Annotated in this window: 19 protein-coding genes; 10 read left to right on the plus strand and 9 right to left on the minus strand. The window is 61.8% G+C overall.

Going from position 1 to position 25,184, the window contains the following annotated elements; all coding sequences use genetic code 11:
- Nucleotides 1-56 precede the first annotated feature (56 nt).
- The 3 genes from glmU (at nucleotide 57) to CUJ84_RS09440 (ending at nucleotide 4,196) form a co-directional block, all read left to right on the plus strand.
- Nucleotides 57-1,418, plus strand: coding sequence for a bifunctional UDP-N-acetylglucosamine diphosphorylase/glucosamine-1-phosphate N-acetyltransferase GlmU (glmU, locus tag CUJ84_RS09430; RefSeq protein WP_105005981.1), 1,362 nt, complete (start codon nucleotides 57-59; stop codon nucleotides 1,416-1,418).
- Between the two features lie 108 nt (nucleotides 1,419-1,526).
- Entirely contained in the window at nucleotides 1,527-3,353 is a 1,827-nt protein-coding gene (gene glmS / locus CUJ84_RS09435) for a glutamine--fructose-6-phosphate transaminase (isomerizing) (RefSeq protein ID WP_105005982.1), read from the plus strand.
- 135 nt (nucleotides 3,354-3,488) lie between these two features.
- Nucleotides 3,489-4,196 (plus strand): DUF502 domain-containing protein, encoded by a 708-nt coding sequence (locus tag CUJ84_RS09440; RefSeq protein WP_105005983.1) that lies wholly within the window; start codon nucleotides 3,489-3,491, stop codon nucleotides 4,194-4,196.
- Between the two features lie 81 nt (nucleotides 4,197-4,277).
- Here the strand turns inward: CUJ84_RS09440 and recG are convergent, their stop codons facing one another.
- A complete protein-coding gene (gene recG / locus CUJ84_RS09445) occupies nucleotides 4,278-6,383 on the minus strand; it encodes an ATP-dependent DNA helicase RecG (RefSeq protein WP_105008137.1) in 2,106 nt (701 codons plus the stop codon).
- Between the two features lie 92 nt (nucleotides 6,384-6,475).
- Here recG and CUJ84_RS09450 point away from each other — a divergent pair, with 92 nt between their 5' ends.
- The 3 genes from CUJ84_RS09450 to CUJ84_RS09460 all read left to right on the plus strand — a co-directional run bounded on the left by CUJ84_RS09450 (nucleotide 6,476) and on the right by CUJ84_RS09460 (nucleotide 10,810).
- Nucleotides 6,476-6,781 (plus strand): succinate dehydrogenase assembly factor 2, encoded by a 306-nt coding sequence (locus CUJ84_RS09450; RefSeq protein ID WP_024321973.1) that lies wholly within the window; start codon nucleotides 6,476-6,478, stop codon nucleotides 6,779-6,781.
- Nucleotides 6,778-10,278: a transcription-repair coupling factor gene (mfd, locus tag CUJ84_RS09455; RefSeq protein ID WP_105005984.1), complete on the plus strand. Its 3,501-nt coding sequence runs from the start codon at nucleotides 6,778-6,780 to the stop codon at nucleotides 10,276-10,278. The genes CUJ84_RS09450 and mfd overlap by 4 nt, the downstream gene beginning before the upstream one ends.
- A 64-nt stretch (nucleotides 10,279-10,342) precedes the next feature.
- Nucleotides 10,343-10,810 (plus strand): OsmC family protein, encoded by a 468-nt coding sequence (locus CUJ84_RS09460; RefSeq protein WP_105005985.1) that lies wholly within the window; start codon nucleotides 10,343-10,345, stop codon nucleotides 10,808-10,810.
- 17 nt (nucleotides 10,811-10,827) lie between these two features.
- Here CUJ84_RS09460 and CUJ84_RS09465 read toward each other — a convergent pair whose 3' ends face one another.
- Both CUJ84_RS09465 and CUJ84_RS09470 read right to left on the minus strand, forming a co-directional pair.
- The gene (locus CUJ84_RS09465; protein WP_105005986.1) at nucleotides 10,828-11,499 is read right to left on the minus strand and encodes a DsbA family oxidoreductase; all 672 of its coding nucleotides are present in this window, start codon (nucleotides 11,497-11,499) and stop codon (nucleotides 10,828-10,830) included.
- Nucleotides 11,500-11,564: 65 nt separating this feature from the next.
- Nucleotides 11,565-13,367, minus strand: a complete 1,803-nt coding sequence (locus CUJ84_RS09470; RefSeq protein WP_105005987.1) for an extracellular solute-binding protein — start codon at nucleotides 13,365-13,367, stop codon at nucleotides 11,565-11,567.
- Nucleotides 13,368-13,651: 284 nt separating this feature from the next.
- Here CUJ84_RS09470 and CUJ84_RS09475 point away from each other — a divergent pair, with 284 nt between their 5' ends.
- Nucleotides 13,652-14,314: an invasion associated locus B family protein gene (locus CUJ84_RS09475; protein WP_017994059.1), complete on the plus strand. Its 663-nt coding sequence runs from the start codon at nucleotides 13,652-13,654 to the stop codon at nucleotides 14,312-14,314.
- A gap of 112 nt (nucleotides 14,315-14,426) precedes the next feature.
- On the opposite strand, the gene hspQ is transcribed toward CUJ84_RS09475, so the two are convergent.
- The 3 genes from hspQ to CUJ84_RS09490 all read right to left on the minus strand — a co-directional run bounded on the left by hspQ (nucleotide 14,427) and on the right by CUJ84_RS09490 (nucleotide 16,744).
- On the minus strand, nucleotides 14,427-14,756 hold the full coding sequence (hspQ, locus tag CUJ84_RS09480; RefSeq protein WP_003539613.1) for a heat shock protein HspQ: 330 nt from the start codon (nucleotides 14,754-14,756) through the stop codon (nucleotides 14,427-14,429).
- Nucleotides 14,757-14,917: 161 nt separating this feature from the next.
- Entirely contained in the window at nucleotides 14,918-16,327 is a 1,410-nt protein-coding gene (glnA, locus tag CUJ84_RS09485) for a type I glutamate--ammonia ligase (RefSeq protein ID WP_011651961.1), read from the minus strand.
- A gap of 78 nt (nucleotides 16,328-16,405) precedes the next feature.
- Nucleotides 16,406-16,744: a P-II family nitrogen regulator gene (locus CUJ84_RS09490; protein ID WP_003579240.1), complete on the minus strand. Its 339-nt coding sequence runs from the start codon at nucleotides 16,742-16,744 to the stop codon at nucleotides 16,406-16,408.
- Nucleotides 16,745-17,087: 343 nt separating this feature from the next.
- On the opposite strand from CUJ84_RS09490, the gene CUJ84_RS09495 reads away from it, so the two are divergent.
- Entirely contained in the window at nucleotides 17,088-18,560 is a 1,473-nt protein-coding gene (locus CUJ84_RS09495; protein WP_105005988.1) for an NAD(P)H-hydrate dehydratase, read from the plus strand.
- Nucleotides 18,561-19,037: 477 nt separating this feature from the next.
- A complete protein-coding gene (locus CUJ84_RS09500; RefSeq protein WP_105005989.1) occupies nucleotides 19,038-20,057 on the plus strand; it encodes a DUF808 domain-containing protein in 1,020 nt (339 codons plus the stop codon).
- Between the two features lie 91 nt (nucleotides 20,058-20,148).
- On the opposite strand, the gene CUJ84_RS09505 is transcribed toward CUJ84_RS09500, so the two are convergent.
- Genes CUJ84_RS09505 through uvrA form a run of 3 tightly spaced genes read right to left on the minus strand, consistent with a single transcriptional unit; the run spans nucleotide 20,149 to nucleotide 24,359 of the window.
- Nucleotides 20,149-20,955: a DUF72 domain-containing protein gene (locus CUJ84_RS09505; RefSeq protein WP_105005990.1), complete on the minus strand. Its 807-nt coding sequence runs from the start codon at nucleotides 20,953-20,955 to the stop codon at nucleotides 20,149-20,151.
- Nucleotides 20,956-20,979: 24 nt separating this feature from the next.
- Nucleotides 20,980-21,441 carry a GNAT family N-acetyltransferase gene (locus CUJ84_RS09510; RefSeq protein ID WP_105005991.1) on the minus strand — a complete coding sequence of 154 codons (462 nt, stop codon included), beginning with the start codon at nucleotides 21,439-21,441 and terminating at the stop codon, nucleotides 20,980-20,982.
- Entirely contained in the window at nucleotides 21,438-24,359 is a 2,922-nt protein-coding gene (uvrA, locus tag CUJ84_RS09515) for an excinuclease ABC subunit UvrA (RefSeq protein WP_105005992.1), read from the minus strand. The genes CUJ84_RS09510 and uvrA overlap by 4 nt, the downstream gene beginning before the upstream one ends.
- Nucleotides 24,360-24,642: 283 nt before the next feature.
- Here uvrA and CUJ84_RS09520 point away from each other — a divergent pair, with 283 nt between their 5' ends.
- Entirely contained in the window at nucleotides 24,643-25,152 is a 510-nt protein-coding gene (locus CUJ84_RS09520; protein ID WP_018242013.1) for a single-stranded DNA-binding protein, read from the plus strand.
- Nucleotides 25,153-25,184 lie beyond the last annotated feature (32 nt).

The raw sequence follows: 25,184 nt of genomic DNA on the forward strand, positions 1-25,184 counted from the left end.
ATTATGCAGTATGAGGCGATAAAGCCGCCTCATGGCGCGGATTCGCGGAGCAAATCATGGAACGCACTTGTCTTGCCGTCATCCTTGCCGCCGGTGACAGCACGCGGATGAAATCCTCGAAATCGAAGGTGCTGCATCCGGTCGCCGGACGGCCGATGATCGCCCATGTGGTCGAGGCGGTTGCCTCCGTGGGCATCTCGTCCGTCGCACTTGTCGTCGGCCGTGACGCCGAGGACGTGGCAAAGGCGGCAAGCGTCGCCGGCGTCAGCATCGAATCCTATCTGCAGAAGGAACGCCTCGGCACCGGCCACGCAGTCTTGGCAGCGCGTGAAGCGATCGCGAAGGGCTACGACGATATCCTCGTCACCTATGGCGATGTGCCGCTCCAGACCGACGGACCGCTGAAGGCTGCCCGCCAGGGCCTTGCCGATGGCAGCGATGTCGTCGTCATCGGTTTCCACACCGACCGCCCGACCGGCTACGGCCGCCTGCTCGTCAAGGACGGCGAACTCATCGCCATCCGCGAGGAGAAAGATGCGACCGATGCCGAGCGCACCGTCACCTGGTGCAACAGCGGGCTGATGGCGATCAACGGCAGCAAGGCGCTCGATCTTCTCACGCGCATCGGCAATGCCAATGCCAAGGGCGAATTCTATCTGACCGATCTCGTCGAGATCGCCCGTTCGCTCGGCGGACGTGTCACTGCCGTCGATGCTCCTGAGATCGAGATGACCGGCTGCAATACCCGTGCCGAACTCGCCGTCATCGAGCGTTTCTGGCAGGAGCGCCGCCGTCACCAGATGATGCTTTCAGGCGTCACCATGATCGCGCCGGAAACGGTCTTTCTGTCCTACGATACCGTCATCGGCCAGGATGCGCTGATCGAGCCGAACGTCGTTTTCGGTCCCGGCGCGGTGATCGACAGCGGCGCCGTCATCCATGCCTTTTCGCATATCGAAGGCGCGCATGTCAGCGAGAGCGCGACCGTCGGACCCTTTGCGCGGCTGCGGCCGGGTGCGGATCTCGGTACCGGTTCGAAGGTCGGCAATTTCTGCGAGGTCAAGAACGGCAGGCTCGGCGAGGGCGCCAAGGTCAACCACCTGACCTATATCGGCGATGCCGTCATCGGCGCCGGCAGCAATATCGGCGCCGGCACGATCACCTGCAACTATGACGGCGTCAACAAGAGCGAGACGGTGATCGGCGAAAACGCCTTCATCGGTTCCAACTCCTCGCTGGTCGCGCCGGTGACGATCGGCGATGGCGCTTATATCGCCTCCGGCAGCGTCATCACCGTCGATGTTCCGGCCGACGCACTGGCGCTCGGCCGCGCCCGGCAGGAGATCAAGCCCGGCCGCGCGACGCTGCTGCGTCAGCGTGCGCTCGCCATCAAGGCGGCGAAGAAGGCGAAAGCCTGACCGGCCGTGCGTAACCGGCGGAAATTGAAAGTGACTGCCGAGGTGATTGAGAAATAAGCAGGAATCGTTAGGACTGGCCTCATTGTTGAGGCCTAGTGGGGATGTTGCATGTGTGGAATTGTGGGGATCGTCGGAACTGCGCCTGTTGCCGGCCGCCTGGTCGATGCGCTGAAGCGTCTCGAATATCGCGGTTACGATTCCGCCGGTGTCGCCACCATTCATGATGGTGTGATGGATCGCCGCCGCGCCGAGGGCAAGCTGTTCAATCTGGAAAAGCGCCTCGACATCGAACCGCTGCCCGGCACCGTCGGCATCGCCCACACGCGCTGGGCGACCCATGGCGTTCCCAACGAGACCAATGCCCATCCGCATTTCGTCGAAGGCGTGGCCGTCGTTCATAACGGCATCATCGAGAACTTCTCCGAGCTTCGCGACGAACTGACCGAGGAGGGTTCGGTCTTCGAAACCCAGACCGACACCGAGGTGGTCGCCCATCTGATGGCGAAATACCTGCGTGAAGGCCTGGAGCCGCGCGCCGCCATGCTGAAGATGCTGAACCGGGTAACCGGCGCATATGCGCTGGCCATCATGCTCAAGGCCGATCCCGGCACGATCATGGCCGCCCGTTCCGGCCCGCCGCTTGCCGTCGGCTACGGCCGCGGCGAGATGTTCCTCGGCTCGGATGCGATCGCGCTGTCGCCCTTCACCAACGAGATCACCTATCTCGTCGACGGCGATTGCGCCATCCTCACCCGCGACGGTGTCGCGGTGCTCGATTTCGCCGGCAAGCCGGTCAAGCGCGCCCGGCAGATCTCGCAGGCGACCGCCTATGTCGTCGACAAGGGCAACCACCGCCATTTCATGGAAAAGGAAATCTACGAGCAGCCGGAGGTGATCTCTCACGCTCTCAGCCACTATGTCGATTTCGCCGAGAACACGATCGGCGCCAATGCCGCCGCGATCGACTTCAAGGCGGTGACCGGACTTGCGATCTCGGCCTGCGGTACTGCCTATCTCGCCGGCCTCGTCGGCAAATATTGGTTCGAGCGTTATGCCCGCCTTCCGGTCGAGATCGACGTCGCCTCCGAATTCCGCTACCGCGAAATGCCGTTGTCGCCGTCGCAGGCCGCACTCTTCATCTCGCAGTCCGGTGAGACCGCCGATACGCTGGCATGCCTGCGCTATTGCCGCGACAACGGGTTGAAGATCGGCGCGGTCGTCAATGTCCGCGAATCGACGATTGCGCGTGAATCCGACGCCGTCTTCCCAATCATGGCCGGCCCGGAAATCGGCGTCGCCTCGACCAAGGCCTTCACCTGCCAGCTTGCCGTGCTGGCAGCGCTGGCGATCGGCGCCGGCAAGGCGCGCGGCACGGTGAGTGCTGACGAGGAGAGGGCGCTGGTGCGCCATCTCGCCGAAATGCCGCGCATCATGAGCCGGGTGCTGAACCTCATCCAGCCGCAGATGGAAAGCCTGTCGCGCGAGCTGTCGAAGTGCAAGGACGTGCTTTATCTCGGCCGCGGCACCAGCTTCCCGCTTGCCATGGAAGGCGCGCTGAAGCTCAAGGAAATTTCCTATATCCATGCCGAGGGTTATGCCGCCGGCGAATTGAAGCACGGACCGATCGCGCTGATCGACGAGAACATGCCTGTCATCGTCATCGCCCCCTATGACCGTTTCTTCGAAAAGACCGTCTCGAACATGCAGGAGGTCGCAGCCCGCGGCGGCCGCATCATCTTCATCACCGATGAGGCCGGTGCAGCCGCCTCGAAACTGCCGACCATGGCGACGATCACCCTGCCTGTGGTCGACGAAATCATCGCGCCGATGATCTTCTCGCTGCCGATCCAGCTGCTCGCCTATCACACCGCCGTCTTCATGGGCACCGATGTCGACCAGCCGCGCAACCTGGCGAAATCCGTGACCGTGGAATAGGCCTGCAACGTCGGGATCGTCGCGCCGAAACATATTGTGCGACGCCCCGAATTCTGGCAGTTTTGGTCTGCGGACAAGGGGGAAGGGCCGGCGTACCGGCCTGTCCACGACTGAGATGGAGATCATCAGGAAACGATGACCGACAACACCCCCAGAATGCCGGTCGCGACCCGGCTGAGGAATAATTTTCTCGCAGGGCTGATCATCTGCGCGCCGATCGCGATCACCATCTGGCTGACCTGGACCTTCATCCACTGGTCGGACAGCTGGGTCAGGCCCTATATTCCGGCGCGCTGGAATCCGGAAAGCTATCTCAATTTCGCCATTCCCGGTTTCGGTCTGCTGACCGCCGTTATCCTGATCACCGTCGTCGGCTTCCTCGGCAAGAACCTCATCGGCCAGAGCATCGTCCGGTTCGGCGAATCGATCGTTCAGCGCATGCCGTTGGTGCGCACGATCTACAGAAGCGTGAAGCAGATTTTCGAAACCGTGCTGAAGGAACAGGCGAACTCCTTCAAGAAGGTCGGCCTCATCGAATATCCGGGTCCCGGCCTCTGGGCACTGATCTTCATCGCTACCGACGCCAAGGGCGAAATCGCTTCGAAGTTCAATGCCATGGGCCAGGATATGGTCGCCGTCTTCCTGCCGCCGACGCCGGTGCCGACAGCCGGCTTCCTCATCTTCGTGCCGCGCGAGAAGATCGTCATGCTCGACATGTCGCCGGAAGACGCCGCCAAGTTCCTGATTTCAGGCGGGCTCGTGGCGCCCGAACACAAGCCGGCCGATGCCAAGCAGAAGCATTTGCCGCGGCCGAAGCCGGTTGCGATTTCCAAAGCGGATTGATGCATGTTGCCCAAAGGTGTTCAGCGGTTTTGGGGTAACGACATGCATAGAACAAAGACTTAAAGCGCGCTGCAGCGCACTTTATCCAGCCCTGAGAAACCGGATCGCCTCGTCGCGGCGGAAAAGATAGAGCAGGGTGCGGATCGCCGTTCCCCTCTCCGTGGTCAATTCCGGATCGCGCTCGATGAGGTAAGCCGCATCCTTGCGGGCGATCTCCAGCAGGTCGGCATGCGCCTCGAGGCTGGCGATGCGAAAGCCCGGCGTGCCGGATTGCCGTGTGCCGAGCAATTCGCCTTCACCACGCAGCTTCAGGTCTTCCTCGGCAATACGGAAGCCATCCTCCGTCTCCCGCATGATTGAAAGCCTGGCATGGCCGGTCTCGCCGAGTGGTCCCTTGTAGAGCAGGATGCAGGTCGATGCCTCGTCGCCGCGTCCGACGCGGCCGCGCAGCTGATGCAGTTGCGCCAGGCCAAAGCGTTCGGCATGTTCGATCACCATGATCGTCGCATCCGGCACGTCGACACCGACCTCGACGACGGTCGTGGCGACGAGCAGCCGGGTCTCGCCGTTCTTGAATGCCATCATCGCTGCATCCTTCTCCGGTCCGCTCATGCGACCGTGGATGAGGCCGATACCGGGGCCAAGTGCTGAGATCAGCGTTGCGTGCCGTTCCTCGGCCGACATCAGGTCGAGCTCCTCGGATTCCTCGACCAGCGGGCAGATCCAGTAGGCCTTCTTGCCCTCGGCGATCGCGCTTTGCAGTCGGCCGACGATTTCGCCGGTCCGTTCCATCGGCACGGTGATCGTCTGGATCGGCTTGCGGCCGGCCGGTTTTTCGGTGAGCTTGGAGACGTCCATATCGCCGAAGGCGGCGAGCACCAGCGTGCGCGGGATCGGCGTCGCCGTCATGACAAGCATGTGCGGCGAGAGGCCCTTGGCCGTCAGCCGCAGCCGCTGATGCACGCCGAAACGGTGCTGCTCGTCGACGACGGCAAGCATCAGGTTGGCGTAGGTGACGCTGTCCTGGAATAGCGCATGCGTGCCGATGACGATCTGGGCAGCACCCGAGGCGATTCGCTCCAGGATTTCCTCCCGTTCGCGTCCCTTGGTGCGCCCGGTCAGCACCTCGATGCCGAGCCCGGCAGAGGCGGCGAATTTCGAGATCGTCGCGTGGTGCTGCCGCGCCAGGATTTCGGTCGGCGCCATCAGCACGGCCTGGCCGCCGCTCTCGATCACCGCCGCCATCGCCATCAGCGCCACCAGCGTCTTGCCGGAACCGACATCGCCCTGCAGCAGCCGCAGCATGCGCTCGTTGCCGGCCATATCCTTCAAAACCTCGGCGATCGCCTCGTTCTGGCTTGATGTCAGCGAGAAGGGCAACGCCTTCAGGATCTTGCTGCTGATGGCGCCGGTCGCAGTGACCGGCTGGCCCGCTACCTTGCGCAGCCTCTGCCGCACCAGGCTCAGCGACAGCTGGCCGGCGAGGAATTCGTCATAGGCAAGCCGCCGCCGGGCAGGGGCCCGCGGGTCGATATCCCCAGGATCGCGCGGCTCGTGCAGCATGTGGAAACTGTCGCGGATCGACGGCAGGCTCTGTTTCTCGGTCAAGGCCAGGTCGATCCATTCCGGTAGCTCGGGAAAACGCGGCAGGCCGGCGTCGATGATCTTGCGCAGCGTCTTCGGCGAGAGCCCCGCCGTCAGCGGATAGATCGGTTCGACCAGTGGCAGGCTCTCCGCCTCGTCGGCCCTGACGATATAATCGGGATGCACCATCGAGGCGCGACCGTTGAACCAGTCGATCTTGCCGCTGACCGTCACCTCCGCGTCAACAGGCAGCTGCTTTTCCAGCCACGCTGCCTGTCCGCGGAAGAAGACCAGCGTCAGCTCGCCGGTCTCGTCATGCAGGAAGACGCGGTAGGGGATATTGCTTTTGCCGCCCGGCGGCACCTGGTGGCGGTCGACGCGCGCCGTGATCGTCACGATCGCGCCCTGCGGCGCGCGAGCGATTCCCGGCTGGTTGCGCCGGTCGATCAGCGAAAAGGGCGCGTGGAAGAGCAGGTCGATCACCCGGCAATCCTCCAGCGTCTCGCGCCCGAGCAGCTTGACCAATAGGTCGGCGATCTTCGGGCCGACGCCCGGAAGGCCCGAAATAGGGGAAAACAGAGGATCGAGAATAGCGGGGCGCATGCGGCCAAAATGCGATGAACAATGCGGCCTTGGCAAGGCTGACAAGCCGCTTTCCAGGGTCTATAGAGGCGCATCAACAGGAAGGTAATGCCATGACAGGTGTCACGCTCACGAGTGCCGGTCTCGACCCGCGCCGCCGCAGAATCCTTTTCCGCTGCTGGCATCGCGGCATCCGCGAGATGGATCTGGTCTTCGGCCAGTTCGCCGAAGCCGAGGTCGCGACTCTGTCGGAAGCCGAACTCGATGAGTTCGAGACGATCATGGCGGAAGAGGACAATGATCTCGTCCGCTGGATCATGGGAACATGGCCGGTGCCTGAGCGTTTCAAGACACCGATGTTTGCCCGCATCGCCGCCTATAAGCCCGATTTCGACAAGCCCCTCAGGACGCCGGAATGATCCCTGGTTTCGATGCGAAGAAGCTTGCGGCCATTGCCGAGCCGCTGACGATCGGCAATGTGCCGGCAGGTCTTGAGACGCTGCTGCTCGCCGAGCTCGCCCGAACGGGAGAGCCGGTCGCCTATGTCATGTCCGACGGCCATCGCATGGCCGATCTCGAACAGATGCTGGGCTTTGTCGCCCCCGACATTCCGGTTCTCACCCTGCCGGCCTGGGATTGTCTGCCCTATGACCGCGTCTCGCCAAGCGCCGACACCTCGGCCCGCCGGCTTGCCGCACTCGGCGGCCTCATCGCCCATCGCAAGAAGCCGCATGCGGCAATTGTGCTCGTCACCGCCAATGCCATGCTGCAGAAGGTGGCGCCGCAGGATATCATCGAAAGCCTGACTTTTTCGGCCCGTCCAGGCAACCAGCTGCGCATGGACGATCTCGCCGGTCGTCTGGAACGCAATGGCTTCGAGCGCGTCGCGACCGTTCGCGAGGTCGGCGAATATGCTGTGCGCGGCGGGATTCTCGACGTCTTCGTGCCCGGTTCGGAAGAGCCGGTCCGCCTCGATTTCTTCGGTGATACGCTGGAGAGCATCCGCAGCTTCGATCCCGCCAGCCAGCGCACGACCGGGCAGGTGCGCTCCCTCGATCTTAACCCGATGAGCGAAGTGACGCTGACCCCGGATACGATCAGCCGCTTCCGCAAGAATTACCTCTCCGCTTTCGGCGCGACCACACGCGACGACGCGCTCTATCTTGCCGTCTCCGAAGGCCGCCGTTACCCCGGCATGGAGCACTGGCTGCCGCTTTTCTACGAGAAGCTCGATACCGTCTTCGACTATTTGAGCGGCTTTCGGATCGTCATCGACCATACGGTGCGTGAGGCAGCCGAAGAGCGCTCCAAGCTCGTTTTCGACTATTACGACGCCCGCCTGAATTCCGGCCAGCCGGCCAAGGGGATGACACAGGGCACGCCCTACAAGCCGGTGACGCCGGGCCAGCTCTATCTCGACAGCAAGCTTTTCGTCAAAACCCTCGACGCGCTGGGTGCGATCCGCATCAGCCCCTTCAACGAGCATGAGGGCGAGGCGCGGCGGGTCGTCAATGTCGACGCCCGCCAGGGCCAGCGCTGGGCCCGTTCGAATGCTGAGGGCGGCGGCGATGCCGAACGCATCAACATCTTCGACGTCGTCGTCAAGCATATTGCCGACCGCCGCGCCGCCGGCGCCAAAGTGCTGGTCACCGCCTGGACCGAAGGTTCGCTGGAACGCCTGCTGCAGGTGCTGAACGAACACGGCCTGGAAAAGGTCAAGCCGATCGAGGCGCTGAAGGATGTCGGTTCGCTGGCGAGAGGCGAGGCGGCGGCCGCCGTGCTCAGTCTCGAAGCCGGCTTCGAGGCCGGCGACCTCGTCGTCATCGGCGAGCAGGACATCCTCGGCGACCGCATGGTCCGCCGTTCCAAGCGCCGCAAGCGCGCAGCCGATTTCATCTCGGAAGTTGGGGGCCTCGACGAAGGCTCGATCGTCGTCCACGCCGAACACGGCATCGGCCGCTTTATAGGGCTGAGGACCATCGAGGCCGCTGGTGCTCCGCATGCCTGCCTCGAACTGCAATATGCCGACGAGGCCAAGCTGTTCCTGCCGGTCGAGAACATCGATCTGCTTTCGCGCTATGGCGGCGAGGGCACCGAAGCCCAGCTCGACAAGCTCGGTGGCGGCGCCTGGCAGATGCGCAAGGCCAAGCTCAAGAAGCGCCTGCTCGACATGGCCGATGCGCTGATCCGCATCGCCGCCGAGCGCCTGACGCGCCATGCGCCGATGCTGACGACGCCTGAAGGCCTTTACGACGAATTCGCCGCCCGCTTCCCCTATGACGAGACCGAGGACCAGGATAACGCCATTGAGGCGGTGCGCTCCGATCTCGGCGCTGGCCGGCCGATGGATCGCCTCGTCTGCGGCGACGTCGGTTTCGGCAAGACCGAAGTGGCGCTGCGCGCCGCTTTCGTCGCGGCGATGAACGGCGCCCAGGTCGCCGTCGTCGTGCCGACGACGCTGCTTTCCCGCCAGCATTTCAAGACCTTTTCCGAGCGTTTCCGCGGTCTGCCGGTGCGCATCCAGCAGGCCTCGCGCCTCGTCGGTGCCAAGGAGCTGGCGCTGACCAAGAAGGAGGTGGCGGAAGGCAAGACCGATATCGTCGTCGGCACCCATGCGCTGCTTGGCGCCGGCATCAAATTCGCCAATCTCGGCCTGCTCGTCATCGACGAGGAGCAGCATTTCGGCGTCAAGCACAAGGAGCGGCTGAAGGAGCTGAAGAGCGACGTGCACGTGCTGACGCTGTCGGCAACGCCGATCCCGCGCACGCTGCAGCTTGCCATGACCGGCGTGCGCGAACTATCGCTGATCACCACGCCGCCGGTCGACCGCATGGCGGTGCGCACCTTCATCTCGCCCTTCGACAGCCTGGTCATCCGCGAGACGCTGATGCGCGAGCATTATCGCGGCGGCCAGAGCTTCTATGTCTGCCCCAGGCTTGCCGACCTCGAGGACGTGCATGCCTTCCTGCAATCGGATGTGCCGGAGTTGAAGGTCGCCATCGCCCATGGCCAGATGCCGGCCGGCGAACTCGAAGACATCATGAACGCCTTTTATGAAGGCCGCTACGACGTGCTATTGTCGACCACCATCGTCGAATCCGGTCTCGACGTGCCTACAGCCAACACGCTGATCGTTCACCGCGCCGATATGTTCGGCCTTGCGCAGCTCTATCAGCTGCGCGGCCGCGTCGGTCGCTCGAAGGTGCGCGCCTTCGCGCTCTTCACCCTGCCGGTCAACAAGGTGCTGACGGCCACCGCCGAACGCCGTCTCAAGGTGCTGCAGTCGCTGGATACGCTTGGCGCCGGCTTCCAGCTGGCAAGCCACGACCTCGATATTCGCGGCGCCGGCAATCTGCTCGGCGAGGAGCAGTCCGGCCATATCAAGGAGGTCGGCTTCGAGCTCTACCAGCAGATGCTGGAAGAGGCGGTTGCCGAGGTCAAGGGTGTCGACGAGATCCACGACACCGGCTGGTCGCCGCAGATATCGGTCGGTACGACGGTGATGATCCCGGAAGGCTACGTGCCCGACCTGCATCTGCGTATGGCGCTCTACCGCCGCCTCGGCGAAATCACCGAGCTCAAGGAAATCGACGGCTTTGGCGCCGAGATGATCGACCGCTTCGGGCCGATGCCGATCGAAGTCCAGCACCTGCTGAAGATCGTCTATATCAAATCACTCTGCCGCACCGCCAATGTCGAAAAGCTCGATGCCGGCCCGAAGGGCGTCGTCGTGCAGTTCCGCAACAAGGAATTCCCCAACCCGGCAAACCTCGTCGGTTATATCGGCAAGCAGGGTACGATGGCGAAGATCCGCCCCGATCACAGCCTGTTCCTGACCCGCGACCTGCCGACGCCGGAAAAACGCCTGCAGGGCGCTGCTGTTATCATGACGCAATTGGCGGAACTCGCGAAATAGAGCAATTCCAGCAAAACTGTGCCGCGGTTTTGCGTCCGGAATTGCGTGGAAAAGGGAGATAGAGATGGGAACATACGGCGCAACGATCGCCTGGCAGCGCAACGGCGAAACTTTCACCGACAATCGCTACAGCCGTGCCCACCGCTGGACCTTCGACGGCGGCATCGAGGTGAAGGCATCCTCGTCCTCGCATGTCGTTCCGCTGCCCTATTCGGCCGAGGATGCCGTCGATCCGGAAGAGGCCTTCGTCGCCTCGCTGTCCAGCTGCCACATGCTCTGGTTCCTGTCGATCGCAGCGAAACAGCGCTTTTGCGTCGACAGGTACACCGATGCCGCCGAGGGCATCATGGAGAAGAATGCCGAAGGCCGCCTTGCCATGACCGTCGTGACGCTGAGACCGCATGTCGTTTTCAGCGGCGAAAAGCAGCCCTCCTTGAGCGAACTCGAAGCTCTGCATCATCGCGCGCATGAAGAATGCTTCATCGCCAATTCGGTGAAAACCGAGGTGCGCTGCGTTCCGGTTCTGGGTTGAAGCTGGGGCCGTCGACGTCAGTTGAGGCCTGATCGCGCCTCGGCCTTCGCCTTGGCGATGTCGCGCAACGCGTTTGCCAACACGTCAGGCATCTGGGCGCCGCTGACGGCATATTGCTGATCGAAGATGAAGAATGGCACGCCGTTGACGCCCATCTCCTGCGCTGCCTTGATCTCGGCGACGATCAGATCGCGATCGGCATCGGAGGCAAGCAGCGAGGCGATGACCGAACGGTCGAGGCCGGCCTTTTCGGCGATATCGAGCAGCACGGTGTGGTCGCCGACATTGCGGCCTTCCTCGAAATTCGCCTTGAACAGGGCGGCAACGACCCTGTCCTGCTTCTCGCGGCCTTCGATCATCGCCCAGTGGATCAGTCGATGGGCGTCGAGCGTGTTCGGGCCGATCTTGATCGCCTCGAAATTGAAGGCGATGCCGACTTCGCGGCCGTAATCAGTGAGCATCTTGTGCGCCTGCGCCACGCGCTCCTCGCCGCCGAGCTTCTCAGCCAGCGCCTTCTTCTGGTCGACGCCTTCCTTGGGATAGTCGGGATTGAGCCGGTACGGCCGCCAGTTGATGTCGACGCCGATCTCGTCTTGCACCTCGGCGATGGCGAGCTCCAGCCGCGCCTTGCCGAGATAGCACCAGGGGCAGACGACATCCGAGACGACGTCGATGGTGATACGCTCCATGAGGATTTTCCTTATCTGTGCGTCTCCCAAGGGAGACATTCAAGCCGGGGCGGTCCGGCTGCTTCTTATTGGGCGCTCGTATCCCACCATAGCGGCAGCTGGTAGCCGTAGAGCGGCACGGTGTCGGGATGGCCGATGCGTTTGCTGCGCGCCACCCATTGCTGACCCATATGATAGAGCGGCAGCACGTAATGGCTGGAAAGCAGCAGCCGGTCGTAGGAGCGCACCGCCGCGGTGAAATCCTCAGCCGAGCGCGCCCTGAGCAGGTGATCGATCAAGGCATCGAGATCGGGGTCGGCGGCGCCTGCGAAGCTGTCGCTGCCCTCGCGGGTCTTCGCGGCTGAAGACCAGCGGCCGAGCTGTTCGTTTCCAGGCGATAGGGAGGACGTGTAGGACTTCATGATCATGTCGTAGTCGAAGCTGTTCGTCCGGCTCTGATACTGCGAATCGTCGACCGTGCGGATCGAAGCGGCGATGCCGATGGTCTGCAGCGAACGCTGATAGGCGACGGCGAGCTTCTCCTGGTCGGCATTCTGCGTCATGATCTCGAAGGCGAGTTGGCGGCCGGAGCCATCGAGCATCTTGCCGCCCTGGATCGTATAGCCGCCCAGTTTCAGTTGCTCGACGGCCTGCTTCAGCACATTACGGTCGCGGCCGGAGCCGTCAGTGACCGGCAGCTTGTAGGTGCCGTCGAGAATCTCCGGCGCAATTTTGTCCTTGATCGGCCCGAGCAGGGCAAGCTCGGCCGCATTGGCGGGAACCCCGAAACTCGACAGCTCGGAATTCTGCCAGAAGCTCTGGGTGCGTTTGTAGGCGCCGGAATAGAGATTCTTGTTCGCCCATTCGAAATCGAACACCAGCGACAGGCCTTCGCGCACCTTGGGATCGGCAAAGATCGGCCGGCGCGTGTTGAACACGAAGCCGAGCATGCCGCTTGGCAGTTTTGGTGTGAACACGTCCTTGACCACAGCCCCCGAGGTGACGGCGGGGAAATTATAGGCATTGGCCCAATGACCGGGATTGCCGTCGGGATAGATGTCGACATCGCCCTTCTTGAAGGCCTCGAACAGCGTCGTATCCTGCAGGAAATACTGGACGGTGATCTGGTCGTAATTGTCGGTGCCGACCTTGGCGGGAATGTCCTTGCCCCAGTAGTTCGGATCGCGCTCATAGGTGATGCTCTCGCCGGGCTTCACCGTCTTCACCTTGTAGGGACCGGAGCCGACCGGCGGCGTCAGCGACGAACGGTCGAAGGTTACCGGATCGATCGCATGTTTCGGCAGCACCGGGAATAAGCCGAAGATCAGCGGCGTCTCCCGGTCGGCCTTCTCGTTGAAGGTGAAACGCACACTGCGCTCGCCGACCTTCTCCATCTTGGCGACGACGTTGAGGCGGTTGGCGAAGGGCACACGACCCTTGTCGCGCATCAGCTCGAAGGTGAACATCACATCCTCGGGCGTCACCGGCTGGCCATCGGCCCATTTCGCCTTCGGATTGAGGTTGAACTGAATGAAGCTCCGGTCGTCGTCCCATTCGACCGTTTCGGCGAGCAGGCCGTAGAGCGTGAAGGGCTCGTCCCTGGAACGCTGCATCAGCGATTCGTAGACGAGATTGCCGTAGTCCGGATCCCACATGCCGCGCGCCGTCGTGCGCATGCTCTTCAGGATGAACGGATTGAGGCTGTCGAAGGTGCCGACGACGCCGTAGGTGATCTTGCCGCCCTTTTTCACGTCGGGATTGACGTAAGGGAAGTGTTTGTAGTCCGGCGGCAAAGCTGGCTCGCCGTGCATCGCGATGCCATGCAGCGGCTCGGCGGCGACAGTGCCGCACAGCAGCGAGAGGACGAGGGGGACGACGATCCGGAGCATTCGGCAATCCTTGATCCGTGAAAACGGGCATGATTCACCGCGGAGATTATCATGGGGTCGATCGATTCCAACACGGAGCGGCGATTTCTTTGGCATCGCGACGAAATGCACCTCAAATTGCCAAAGAAATGCTGGATATCTTGAACGCTGCGATGTAACAGGTGAACCCGAAGTTTCGGGGTCATGCATTTGCCTTATTTTTTTAAGAGGTGGAGTGCCGAACGACCCGATGGTTGGGGCGGCAAGACGCTGCCCCGAACGGATATCAGGAGACGGAATTCGTTATGATGTTCAAGTCTGAAAAGAAAATGCGGGCAGCACTGTCCGTTCTGGCGGTGGTGTTCGGCGCTTCGGCTCCGGTCTCCTCCTTCGCACAGGATGCGGCGGCGCAGGCTCCGGCCGATGCCCCGGCACAGGCCGCAGGAGCGCCGAAGCTCGGCTGGTACAAGACCTGCAGCAAGCAGGAAGACAACGACATCTGTGTTGTCCAGAACCTGATCCTCGCCAATGGCGGCCAGCTCGTTACGGCCGTCGGCCTGATCTCGGTTTCCGGCAAGATCAACCGCAAGCTCCTGCAGGTCTCGGTTCCCACGGCACGCCTTGTTCCTCCCGGCGTCATCATGCAGATCGACGGCGGCAAGGGCCAGAAACTCGACTACGCTGTCTGCCTGCCGGACAAGTGCACCGCCGAAATTCCATTGACCGACGCGATGATCGCCAGCCTCAAGAAGGGCAGCGACGTAATCTTCACCTCGATCAACTTCCGCCGCGCTCCGAACCCGATCAAGATTTCGCTTGAAGGCTTCACCGGTGCTTATGACGGCGAACCGGTTTCCGAATCCAAGCTCGCTGAAAGCCAGCGCAGCCTGCAGGACAGCATGCAGAAGAAGGCCGAGGAAGCTCGCAAGAAGCTGGAAGACGCCCAGAAGGCAGCCAAGGCGCAGTAATCCTGCCATCATCTCTAAACAGAAACCCGGCCTTGCGCCGGGTTTTTTGTTGCGCAAAAAAAGGCCTCGCCGGGAGAAGCGAGGCCCTGATTCAACGATCGGCGTGATTGAGTTAGTGGGCGAAGCTCATCTTGGGTTTGAACTGCCCTGACGGGGCCTGATCGAAAATCTGGTAGATCTGCGGGTTGCGAAGCGGCGTGCCGCTTTCGTCGTTCATCAGGTTCTGCTCGGAGACATAGGCGACATATTCGCTTTCGTCATTTTCGGCGAGCAGGTGATAGAAGGGCTGGTCTCTGCTCGGGCGCACCTCGGCCGGAATGGAATTCCACCATTCCTCCGTATTCGCGAACTCAGGATCAACGTCGAAGATGACGCCGCGAAACGGAAAAACCTTGTGCCGAACCACTTCGCCGATACTGAACTTTGCTACTCTTTCTTTCATGGTACGACTTCCTTTCATCACCAAATTTGGTGATTGGTGCCGCGCAAATCAAGATTTTGCGCGCCGTTCGTCACATGAACGCCATATCCTCGCCATTTGCCGTCCATGACCTGGGAGGCGAAAGCCCCGGCGGGCCGGGACTTTCTGTGTTTAGAGCCCGATCAGGCCGAATAGTACATGTCGTATTCGACCGGGTGCGGCGTCATTTCGAAACGCATCACCTCAGCCATCTTCAGTTCGATGAAGGCATCGATCTGATCGTCGTCGAAGACGCCGCCGGCTGTCAGGAACTTGCGGTCCTTGTCGAGGCTTTCGAGCGCTTCGCGCAGTGAGCCGCAGACGGTCGGGATCTTCTTCAATTCCTTCGGCGGCAGGTCGTAGAGATCCTTGTCCATGGCCTTGCCGGGATGGATCTTGTTCTTGATGCCGTCGAGGCCGGCCATCAGCATGGCGGCAAAGGCGAGGTAGGGGTTGGCGGTCGGATCCGGGAAGCGGACTTCGACGCGCTTGGCCTTCGGGTTGGAGCCGAACGGAATGCGGCAGGAAGCCGAGCGGTTGCGGGCCGAATAGGCAAGCAGCACAGGGGCTTCGTAACCTGGGACGAGACGCTTGTAGGAGTTCGTCGACGGATTGGTGAAGGCGTTGATCGCCTTGGCATGCTTGATGATGCCGCCGATATAGAACAGGCAGCTCTCGGAGAGGCCAGCATATTCGTCGCCGGCAAAGGTCGGCTTACCGCCCTTCCAGATCGACTGGTGCACATGCATGCCCGAGCCGTTGTCGCCGAAGATCGGCTTCGGCATGAAGGTCGCCGTCTTGCCATAGGCGTTGGCAACCTGGTGCACGACATATTTGTAGATCTGCATCTTGTCGGCGTTGCGCACCAGCGTATCGAACTTGATGCCGAGTTCGTGCTGGGCGGCAGCGACTTCATGGTGATGCTTTTCGACGACGACGCCCATTTCGGAGAGCACCGTCAGCATTTCCGAACGCATGTCCTGGGCGCTGTCGACCGGGGGAACCGGGAAATAGCCGCCCTTGACGCGCGGGCGATGGCCGAGGTTCCCGGTCTCGTAATCGGTGTCGTCATTCGACGGCAATTCGGTCGAATCGAGCTTGAAGCCGGTATTGTAAGGATCGGCCTTGTACTTGACGTCGTCGAAGACGAAGAATTCGGCTTCCGGGCCGACGAAGACCGTATCGCCGATGCCGGATGCCTTGAGATAGGCTTCGGCCTTCTTGGCGGTGCCGCGCGGATCGCGGTTATAGGCCTCGCCGGAGACCGGATCGAGGATATCGCAGACGATGACCATGGTCGACTGGGCGAAGAACGGGTCCATATGCACCGTTTCGGTGTCGGGCATCAGCACCATGTCGGACTCGTTGATGGCCTTCCAGCCGCCGATCGAGGAGCCGTCGAACATCACGCCGTCAGCGAACATGTCTTCGTCGACGCAGACCACGTCCATCGTCACATGCTGCAGCTTGCCCTTCGGGTCGGTGAAACGCAGATCGACGAACTTTACGTCGTTCTCCTTGATCTGCTTCAGAATTTCGCTTGCGGTCGCCATTAATGAGTTTCCTCCGATTTGCGATGACGGTGTAGGTCGGCGATGACGGTAACGGACTTTGCGCGATTGGCAAAGTGGTCAGATGGCATCGATGCCGGTCTCGCCGGTGCGGATGCGGATAACCTCTTCGATATTGGAGACGAAGATCTTTCCGTCGCCGATGCGGCCAGTCTGCGCCGCCTTGCGGATCGCATCGATGACGGCCTCCGCGTTCTCGTCGGCCAGTACGACCTCGACTTTGACCTTCGGCAGGAAATCGACGACGTATTCAGCTCCGCGGTAGAGTTCCGTGTGGCCCTTCTGACGGCCGAAACCCTTGGCTTCCGTGACCGTGATACCCTGCAGGCCAACTTCCTGAAGGGCTTCCTTCACTTCGTCCAGCTTGAAAGGCTTAATGATCGCTTCGATCTTTTTCATGAGAAAATGTCTCTCCGCTTCTCTTGTTATGGCAGGAATTTTCCCGCTCGCGGGATATGATGCAGATATCGTGCCAGTTTGAAATCCATCTTATCGAAAAAAGACGTCGATTCTGTCAAAACCGGCGCGTTTGCAGGGAATTCCATGTCGTTTTGGGGGCAGAACAGGTGAAAAAACATTGTCTCTGATCAAAATCACATCCGAAACAGAAAAAGTCAGGTATTTTCGCAACTGCGAATACACATCTCAAGGCGATGAAAATATAGGCAAATGCTTAAATTGCGTCCTCATCTTTGGTATTTCAGGCGGTTGTTTTTTAGGCGTTTTTTGATTGAATAGGGTGATGATCAAACATCTGTCCGACCTTCTTCTCACGCCTGCCGAAATGGCCGCCGTCGATACGGCTGCGGCCGCATCCGGCATCGACTCCTTCGGCCTGATGGAGAGGGCAGGTGCCGCGGCCGCGGCCGCGGCTCTGCGCCTTCATCCCGGAGCGTTGCGCTTCGTCGTCTTCTGCGGACCCGGCAACAATGGCGGCGACGCCTATGTCGCAGCGCGTCATCTGCAGGAGAGCGGGGCGAGGGTGGCGCTCTTTCACCTCGGCGATCCCTCCAGGCTGAAGGGCGATGCCGCCCGTGCCCAAGCCGGTTGCGTACTCCAGGGGCAAAACCTCGACCTCTATCGGCCCGAAACCGGCGACATCGTCATCGATGGCCTGTTCGGGGCGGGGCTTGGCCGCGAGGTGCCGGCCGATGTGCGCGCGCTGATCGGCCGCGTCACCGAGGCCGCTATTCCCGTGCTCGCCATCGATCTGCCCTCCGGCCTCGATGGTCGTACCGGCAAGGTGCTGGGTGCTGCCTTCCGGGCCCGCGACACCATCACCTTCATGACCCGTAAGCCCGGCCATCTGCTGATGCCGGGCAGGGAGCTTTGCGGTGAATTGGAGGTCTTCGACATCGGTATCCCCGCCCGTATCATCAGGGCTGAGGCGGGCGGTGTCATCGCCGAGAACACACCGGATGCCTGGAAGCGCGTATTGCCGGCCGAGCAGCTGGAAACCCACAAATACAAGCGCGGTCATCTGGTCGTCTTCTCAGGCGAGGCCGACAAGACGGGTGCTGCGCGCATGTCGGCGATCTCGGGCCTGAAGGCCGGCGCCGGCCTGGTGACGATCGCATCCCCCCGCGCGGCGACGGCCGCCAATGCTGCGCATCTCACCGCCGTCATGCTGCATGCCATCGACGACGAGGTCGACCTCGGCGACTGGCTCTCCGACAAGCGGCTGCAGACCTTCGTCCTCGGCCCCGGTTTCGGCATCGGCGCCAGGGCGCGCGGCTTCGTCTCGGCCCTTGCCGATCGCCATCTGGTGCTCGATGCCGACGGCATCTCCTCGTTCAAGGACGATCCACAACAGCTGTTTGATCTTTTCCGGGGTGAGCCGCGTCTGGTGCTGACGCCGCACGAAGGCGAATTCGCGCGGCTCTTTCCCGATATCGGCGGCGACGACGCGCTCGGCAAGGTGGACAAGGCCTTGGCCGCCGCCCGCCGCGCCAATGCCGCGATTATCTACAAAGGCGCCGATACCGTCATCGCCGCGCCAGACGGTCGTGCGCTCATCAATACCAACGCTCCCGTCTGGCTTGCCACCGCCGGTTCCGGCGACGTGCTTGCCGGTATCATTGGTGGATTGCTCGCCCAGGGCCTGCCGGCCTTCGAGGCCGCGGCTGCCGGCGTCTGGCTGCATGGCGAGGCAGGTCAACGCGCCGGCAAGGGGCTGACGGCAGAGGAGCTTGCGGCCGAAGTATTGCCGCTTTAGAGCGCCGTGCGTCCTTACGGACGCACGAAGGACGCTCCAACTCTTTCAATCCTCGCATCGTGCTTTCCGGCAATCGATTCCGATTTCGGGCCGATGCGCTAGCGCCTCCGCACGGGCCGGGATTGATGAGCGCGGACGTCGCGGATCCGGCCATCTGACGGATCTGCCCGCCGCTGGCCTCCTGCACCTCGAACGCAGAAGTAGTCCGCATCGTCACCCGACATGTGTGGCCGTGGCGCAGGCTGGGTTGTTTTACAATTGTAAATGCGGCCAGAGTGTTCTGTCGCAGTTTCGCAGAAACGGGAACGGGCAGGTCTGTCCTCCGTTGGACGAGGGCGGGTTGACCCCGATGCCGGCTGAAGAACGGCCATTGTCGTCGCTGTCCTTGCGTGCATCTTCCCGGCGGAGTATGCCACGTCTCGTTGACGGGCTTTCCGTTTTTTGCTGCGTAAGTCTGTCTTCTCAACGGAGGCTCGAATGAGTATTGGCCTGATCGCCCTTCTTGATGATATCGCGGCATTGGCCAAGGTGGCTGCGGCGTCGCTCGACGATATTGCTGGCCAGGCTGCCAAAGCAGGCGCGAAAGCGGCTGGCGTCGTCATTGATGATGCCGCAGTCACGCCCCGCTACGTCACCGGATTTTCGGCAGCACGCGAATTGCCGATCATCGGCAAGATCACGCTCGGCTCGCTGAAGAACAAGCTTCTGATCCTGCTTCCGGCAGCACTGATCCTGAGCCTTGTCGCACCGCAGGCGATCACGCCGTTGCTGATGATCGGCGGGCTTTATCTCTGCTACGAGGGGGTGGAAAAAGTCTACGAACTGGTGCTGCCGCATGCAGCCCATGCCCATGAATCGTCACTCGAGACGACAAGCCTCGATGCCAAATCGATGGAAGACGAGAAGGTTGCCGGCGCAATCAAGACGGATTTCATCCTGTCGGCCGAAATCATGGCGATTACGCTCGCCGCGGTGCCGTCAGGCAGCATGTTCACGCAGGCCCTCATCCTTGCCGTCGTTGGACTGGGGATCACGATCATGGTCTATGGCGGCGTGGCGCTTATCGTGAAGGCCGATGATCTGGGTCTGATGCTGGCGCGTGTGCGGACGCCATCTCCGATGGGCGCCTTCTTGCGTTCGATCGGGAAGGGGCTTGTCACAGGCATGCCTTATTTTCTGAAAGTGCTCGGCATCGTCGGAACTGCCGCCATGATCTGGGTCGGCGGCGGCATCATCGTTCATGGCCTCGAAGCCTATGGCATCAGCGGCCTTGCGCATCTGATCCATGATGCCGGTGAGGCGACGGCGCATGCAGTTCCCGTTCTGGCATCGGTGCTGCGCTGGGTCGTCGAGGCCGCAGGCGCGGGCATCGTCGGTATCGTCGCCGGCTTGATCGCAATTCCGGTCACAGGCTACGCAGTCTCGCCGATATGGCGGTACCTCAAATCGCTCCTGCCGCGCCGGCGGAAAGAGGCGCTGGCGGACGGGAAAAAATAAAGCCAGAGTCCATCGACGAGCAAGGCGTCATATCCAGCCTCATGGAATGCGTGACCGACGATGTGATACCCACAATGTCACGATGCCTCGCCTATTTCGCCAGCGCCTGCTGCAGGGCGATCGCCCCGTGCGGCGCATTGACCTTGCCCTCATGGATCATGAAAGCGAAGACGTCGCGTGGCTCGGTCTTCACCTTGCGATCTCCATCGATCAGCGGCAGATCATCAGGAACCTTGCCCTCGGCCCAGGTTTCCAGCCGGCCTGCCCAGGCCTTCAGGTCCTTTTCCGGGTAGCAGGTCGGAATATCGTCCGAGCCCTTCTGCAGCCTGATATAGACGAAATCGGCCGTCACGTCGGCGATCATCGGATATTCGAAATGTTCAGCGCAAACAGGAGCCACGCCGTATTTCGAAAGCAGCGCCACGAACTCCGGCACCTTGAAGGAATCGTGCCGTACCTCGACCACGTGGCGCAGCGTCAGCCCGTCCTGTTTTGCCGGCAGCAGCTTCAGGAAGGCTTCGAAATCGTCTGCATCGAACCTCTTCGTCGGCGCGAACTGCCAGAGCAGCGGCCCTAGATGATCGCCGAGTTCGCTAATGCCCGATGACAGAAACCGCTCCATCGATTCACCGGCTTCGCCAAGCACCCGCCGATTGGTGACGAAACGCGTCGCCTTCAGCGAAAAGATGAAACCGTCGGGCACGTCAGCCGCCCATTTGGCGAAGACCGCAGGCTTCTGCGTGCTGTAATAGGTGCCGTTGACCTCGATGACCTTCAGCTGGCGGCTGGCATAATTCAGCTCGTCCTTCTGTTTCAGGCTCTCGGGAAAGAAATGCCCGCGCCAGGGCTCGAAGGTCCAGCCGCCGATGCCGGTGCGGATAGTGCCGGATTTCGTCATGTCGTCCTCCCCATTTGCAGCCGCTCAGGCCGCATTGATCTCTTTCGTCATGTCGACGAGCGTCCATCCTGGCCGATAAGGGTTCGGCCGGCGACCCGTTTCCTGAAACCCGAAGGCGCTGTAGAGCGCGATATTCCGCTCCATCCGCGCATTCGTGTAGAGCCGGATCTCCGGCACGGCCCATTCCCGTGCCTTGCCCTCCAGCCAGCGCAGCATCGCCAGTCCATGCCCGGCACCCTGAAACGCCGGCGAGACCGCGATGCTGAACAGCATGAGGTGATCGGAATGCTGCTCGACGACCACCAGGCCAGCCGTTTGCCCGCCGATCTCGCAGAGCCAGACCTCGCCGCGTTCGATCCGCGGCGTGTAATCCTCCGTCACCGGCATCGGCGGAGCGCCGAACAGTTCGCTATAGGGCCGATAAGCGGCTGACGTCAGCGTCGCGATCGTTTCCAGATCATCGGGCGACGCTGGCCTCATCGTCATTCTGCCGCAACCGCCTTCTTCGCCGGCCGCCGTTCCAGCAATTCCTTCAGGAACTGTCCGGTATAGGACCGCTTTTCCTTGACGATCGCTTCCGGCGTACCGGTTGCGACGATCTCACCGCCGCCGTCGCCGCCTTCGGGGCCGAAATCGAGCACCCAGTCGGCCGTCTTGATGACTTCGAGATTGTGCTCGATCACCACCACCGAGTTACCCTGATTGACCAGTTCGTGCAGCATTTCGAGCAGCTTGGCGACGTCGTGGAAATGCAGGCCGGTCGTGGGTTCATCGAGAATGTAGAGCGTGCGCCCCGTCGAGCGTTTCGACAGCTCCTTGGCAAGCTTGACGCGCTGCGCCTCGCCGCCCGAGAGCGTATTCGCCTGCTGGCCGACCTTGATATAACCGAGACCGACATCCTTCAGCGATTGCAGCTTGTCGCGCACGGCAGGCACGGCCGCGAAGAAATCGACGCCTTCCTCCACCGTCATGTCGAGCACCTCGGCAATCGACTTCTGCTTGAAGGTGACATCGAGCGTCTCTCTGTTATAGCGCTTGCCGTGGCAGACGTCGCAGGTGACGTAGACATCGGGCAGGAAGTGCATCTCGATCTTGATGACACCATCGCCCTGGCAGGCCTCGCAGCGTCCGCCCTTGACGTTGAAGGAGAAGCGGCCCGGCTGATAGCCGCGTGCCTTCGCCTCCGGCAGACCGGCGAACCAGTCGCGGATCGGCGTGAAGGCGCCGGTATAGGTCGCCGGGTTCGAGCGCGGCGTGCGGCCGATCGGCGACTGGTCGATGTCGATCACCTTGTCGATATGCTCGAAGCCGTCGATGCGATCGTGATCGGCCGGGTTTTCACGCGCGCCCATGACGCGGCGTGCTGCCGATTTATAGAGCGTCTCGATCAGGAAGGTGGATTTGCCGCCGCCGGAAACGCCGGTCACCGCCGTGAACACACCGAGCGGGATCGACGCCGTGACGTTCTTCAGATTGTTGCCGCGCGCCCCGACCACCTTGATCTCGCGGCCCTTCTTCGGCTTGCGGCGCTCGTCGGGAACGGGAACGCCGAGTTCGCCGGAGAGATATTTGCCGGTCAGCGAGTTCGGACTGTCCATGATGTCCTGCGGCGTACCATGGGCGATGACCTCTCCGCCGTGAATGCCGGCCGCCGGGCCGATATCGACGACGTCGTCGGCCGACAGGATCGCATCCTCGTCATGTTCGACGACGATGACGGTGTTGCCGATGTCGCGCAGGTGCTTCAGCGTGTCGAGCAGCCGGGCATTGTCGCGCTGATGCAGGCCGATCGACGGTTCGTCGAGCACGTAAAGCACGCCCGTCAGCCCTGAGCCGATCTGCGAGGCAAGCCGGATGCGCTGGCTCTCGCCGCCCGACAGTGTGCCGGAATTGCGCGAAAGGCTGAGATATTCCAGGCCGACATCGTTGAGGAAGCGCAGCCGGTCACGGATCTCCTTGAGGATGCGCACGGCGATCTCGTTCTGCTTGGCATTGAAGCTTGCCGGCAGTGTCTCGAACCAGTCACGGGCGACGCGGATCGACATACCAGTCACTTCGCCGATATGCAGCGTGTCGATCTTCACCGCAAGCGCCTCTGGCTTCAGGCGGAAGCCGTTGCAGGCCGGGCAGGGGGCCGCCGACATGAAGCGCTCGATGTCCTCGCGCGCCCAGGCGGAATCGGTCTCTTTCCAGCGCCGCTCGAGATTGGTGATGATGCCCTCGAAATTCTTCTGGGTCGTATAGGAGCGGGCGCCGTCGGCATAATGGAACTCGATCTTGTCGTTGGTGCCGTTGAGGATGACGTCCTTGGCCTCGTCGGAAAGATCGTTCCAGCGGGTGCCGAGCTTGAAGCCGTAATGTTTGCCGAGCGCTTCCAGCGTCTGGTTGTAGTAGGGCGAGGTCGACTTGGCCCAGGGCGCGATCGCCCCGTCGCGCAGCGTCCGCTCCGGCTCGGGCACGATCAGATCCGGATCGATCTTCTGCTGGGCGCCGAGGCCGTCGCAGGTCGGGCAGGCGCCGAAGGGGTTGTTGAAGGAGAACAGCCTGGGTTCGATCTCGGGAATGGTGAAGCCGGAGACCGGGCAGGCGAATTTCTCCGAAAACAGCACGCGTTCATGCGTCTCGTTCAGCGACTTGTTGGCCGAGCCGCCGGCCGAGGTCTCTTCCGGCGGCAGCGGCTTGTCGGCGAATTCGGCGACCGCCAGCCCGTCGGCGAGCTTTAGGCAGGTCTCCAGACTGTCCGCCAGCCGCGCCGAGACATCCGAGCGCACGACGATACGGTCGACCACCACGTCGATGTCGTGCTTGTATTTCTTGTCGAGCACCGGCGCCTCGGCGATCTCGTAGAACTGGCCGTCGACCTTGACGCGCTGGAAGCCTTTCTTCATCAGCTCCGCCAGTTCCTTCTTGTATTCGCCCTTGCGCCCGCGCACGAGCGGCGCGAGAATATAAAGACGGGTGCCCTCGCCGAAATCGAGGATGCGGTCGACCATCTGGCTGACGGTCTGGCTCTCGATCGGCAGGCCGGTCGCCGGCGAATAGGGAACGCCGACGCGGGCAAAGAGCAGGCGCATATAGTCGTAGATCTCGGTCACGGTGCCGACCGTCGAGCGCGGGTTGCGCGAGGTGGTCTTCTGCTCGATCGAGATCGCCGGTGACAGGCCGTCGATCTGGTCGACGTCGGGCTTCTGCATCATTTCGAGGAATTGCCGGGCATAGGCCGATAGGCTCTCGACATAGCGCCGCTGGCCCTCGGCATAGATCGTGTCGAAGGCGAGCGAGGATTTGCCGGAACCCGACAGCCCGGTCATGACGATCAGCTTGTTACGCGGCAGATCGAGATCGATGCTCTTGAGATTATGCTCGCGCGCGCCGCGGATGGAGATCGTCTTCAGTTCGCTCATCGTCTCTGCTTTGGTTTTCTGGATGACAGCCCTTATTTAGTGATGCCGACGGGCGAGTCGAGGCTGAATATCCGCAAGGGCTCAAGGTTTTCGATTCTGTTGACAGGATCATACGGATAAACTAGAACAAATAAAGAACAAAATTCCTGATGAATGCATGCGGCTTTCTGATGGATAAACATGTGGATTAAATGCCGCCCATGCGCATCGGCGGTCCGTGATGGTTTAAGGTGCGCCGATCGATTAAACGCCGCCGGGCAGGGCGGCAGGCAGGGTGAGAAGTATGGCTGGAAGCGTGAATAAGGTAATTCTGGTTGGAAACGTCGGTGCAGACCCCGAAATCCGCCGCACTCAGGATGGCCGGCCGATCGCCAATCTTCGTATCGCGACCTCGGAGACGTGGCGCGATCGCAATTCCGGCGAGCGCCGTGAGAAGACCGAATGGCACACTGTCGTCGTCTTCAACGAAGGTCTCTGCAAGGTCGTCGAGCAATATGTGAAGAAGGGCGCCAAGCTCTATATCGAAGGCCAGCTGCAGACCCGCAAGTGGCAGGACCAGCAGGGCCAGGATCGCTACAGCACGGAGGTGGTGCTGCAGGGCTTCGGTTCGACGCTGACGATGCTCGACGGCCGCGGTGAAGGCGGCGGCGCGAGCGGCGGCCGTGGCAGTGCCGCTGGCGGCAACGATTATGGCGACGATTACGGTGCCCCGGCACCCTCCTCATCGCCGAGCCGCGGCGGTGGCGGCGGCGGCAACTTCTCGCGGGATCTCGACGACGATATCCCGTTCTGATCGGCAGCCTTTCCTGGCTTTGTGAAAGACAT

This window comes from Rhizobium leguminosarum, assembly GCF_002953715.1.
GTDB classification, from domain to species: Bacteria; Pseudomonadota; Alphaproteobacteria; order Rhizobiales; family Rhizobiaceae; genus Rhizobium; species Rhizobium leguminosarum_V.

Excerpts from the sequence above, each read along its gene's own strand:
- recG (WP_105008137.1), bottom strand. The coding sequence starts at position 6,383 with ATGCGCCCCGCTATTCTCGATCCTCTGTTTTCCCCTATTTCGGGCCTT.
- CUJ84_RS09450 (WP_024321973.1), top strand. The coding sequence starts at position 6,476 with ATGACAGGTGTCACGCTCACGAGTGCCGGTCTCGACCCGCGCCGCCGC.
- CUJ84_RS09505 (WP_105005990.1), bottom strand. The coding sequence starts at position 20,955 with ATGACGAAATCCGGCACTATCCGCACCGGCATCGGCGGCTGGACCTTC.
- CUJ84_RS09490 (WP_003579240.1), bottom strand. The coding sequence starts at position 16,744 with ATGAAAAAGATCGAAGCGATCATTAAGCCTTTCAAGCTGGACGAAGTG.
- glmS (WP_105005982.1), top strand. The coding sequence starts at position 1,527 with ATGTGTGGAATTGTGGGGATCGTCGGAACTGCGCCTGTTGCCGGCCGC.
- CUJ84_RS09475 (WP_017994059.1), top strand. The coding sequence starts at position 13,652 with ATGATGTTCAAGTCTGAAAAGAAAATGCGGGCAGCACTGTCCGTTCTG.
- CUJ84_RS09495 (WP_105005988.1), top strand. The coding sequence starts at position 17,088 with ATGATCAAACATCTGTCCGACCTTCTTCTCACGCCTGCCGAAATGGCC.
- CUJ84_RS09500 (WP_105005989.1), top strand. The coding sequence starts at position 19,038 with ATGAGTATTGGCCTGATCGCCCTTCTTGATGATATCGCGGCATTGGCC.
- CUJ84_RS09510 (WP_105005991.1), bottom strand. The coding sequence starts at position 21,441 with ATGACGATGAGGCCAGCGTCGCCCGATGATCTGGAAACGATCGCGACG.
- glmU (WP_105005981.1), top strand. The coding sequence starts at position 57 with ATGGAACGCACTTGTCTTGCCGTCATCCTTGCCGCCGGTGACAGCACG.
- CUJ84_RS09460 (WP_105005985.1), top strand. The coding sequence starts at position 10,343 with ATGGGAACATACGGCGCAACGATCGCCTGGCAGCGCAACGGCGAAACT.
- uvrA (WP_105005992.1), bottom strand. The coding sequence starts at position 24,359 with ATGAGCGAACTGAAGACGATCTCCATCCGCGGCGCGCGCGAGCATAAT.
- hspQ (WP_003539613.1), bottom strand. The coding sequence starts at position 14,756 with ATGAAAGAAAGAGTAGCAAAGTTCAGTATCGGCGAAGTGGTTCGGCAC.
- CUJ84_RS09465 (WP_105005986.1), bottom strand. The coding sequence starts at position 11,499 with ATGGAGCGTATCACCATCGACGTCGTCTCGGATGTCGTCTGCCCCTGG.
- glnA (WP_011651961.1), bottom strand. The coding sequence starts at position 16,327 with ATGGCGACCGCAAGCGAAATTCTGAAGCAGATCAAGGAGAACGACGTA.
- CUJ84_RS09470 (WP_105005987.1), bottom strand. The coding sequence starts at position 13,367 with ATGCTCCGGATCGTCGTCCCCCTCGTCCTCTCGCTGCTGTGCGGCACT.
- mfd (WP_105005984.1), top strand. The coding sequence starts at position 6,778 with ATGATCCCTGGTTTCGATGCGAAGAAGCTTGCGGCCATTGCCGAGCCG.
- CUJ84_RS09520 (WP_018242013.1), top strand. The coding sequence starts at position 24,643 with ATGGCTGGAAGCGTGAATAAGGTAATTCTGGTTGGAAACGTCGGTGCA.
- CUJ84_RS09440 (WP_105005983.1), top strand. The coding sequence starts at position 3,489 with ATGACCGACAACACCCCCAGAATGCCGGTCGCGACCCGGCTGAGGAAT.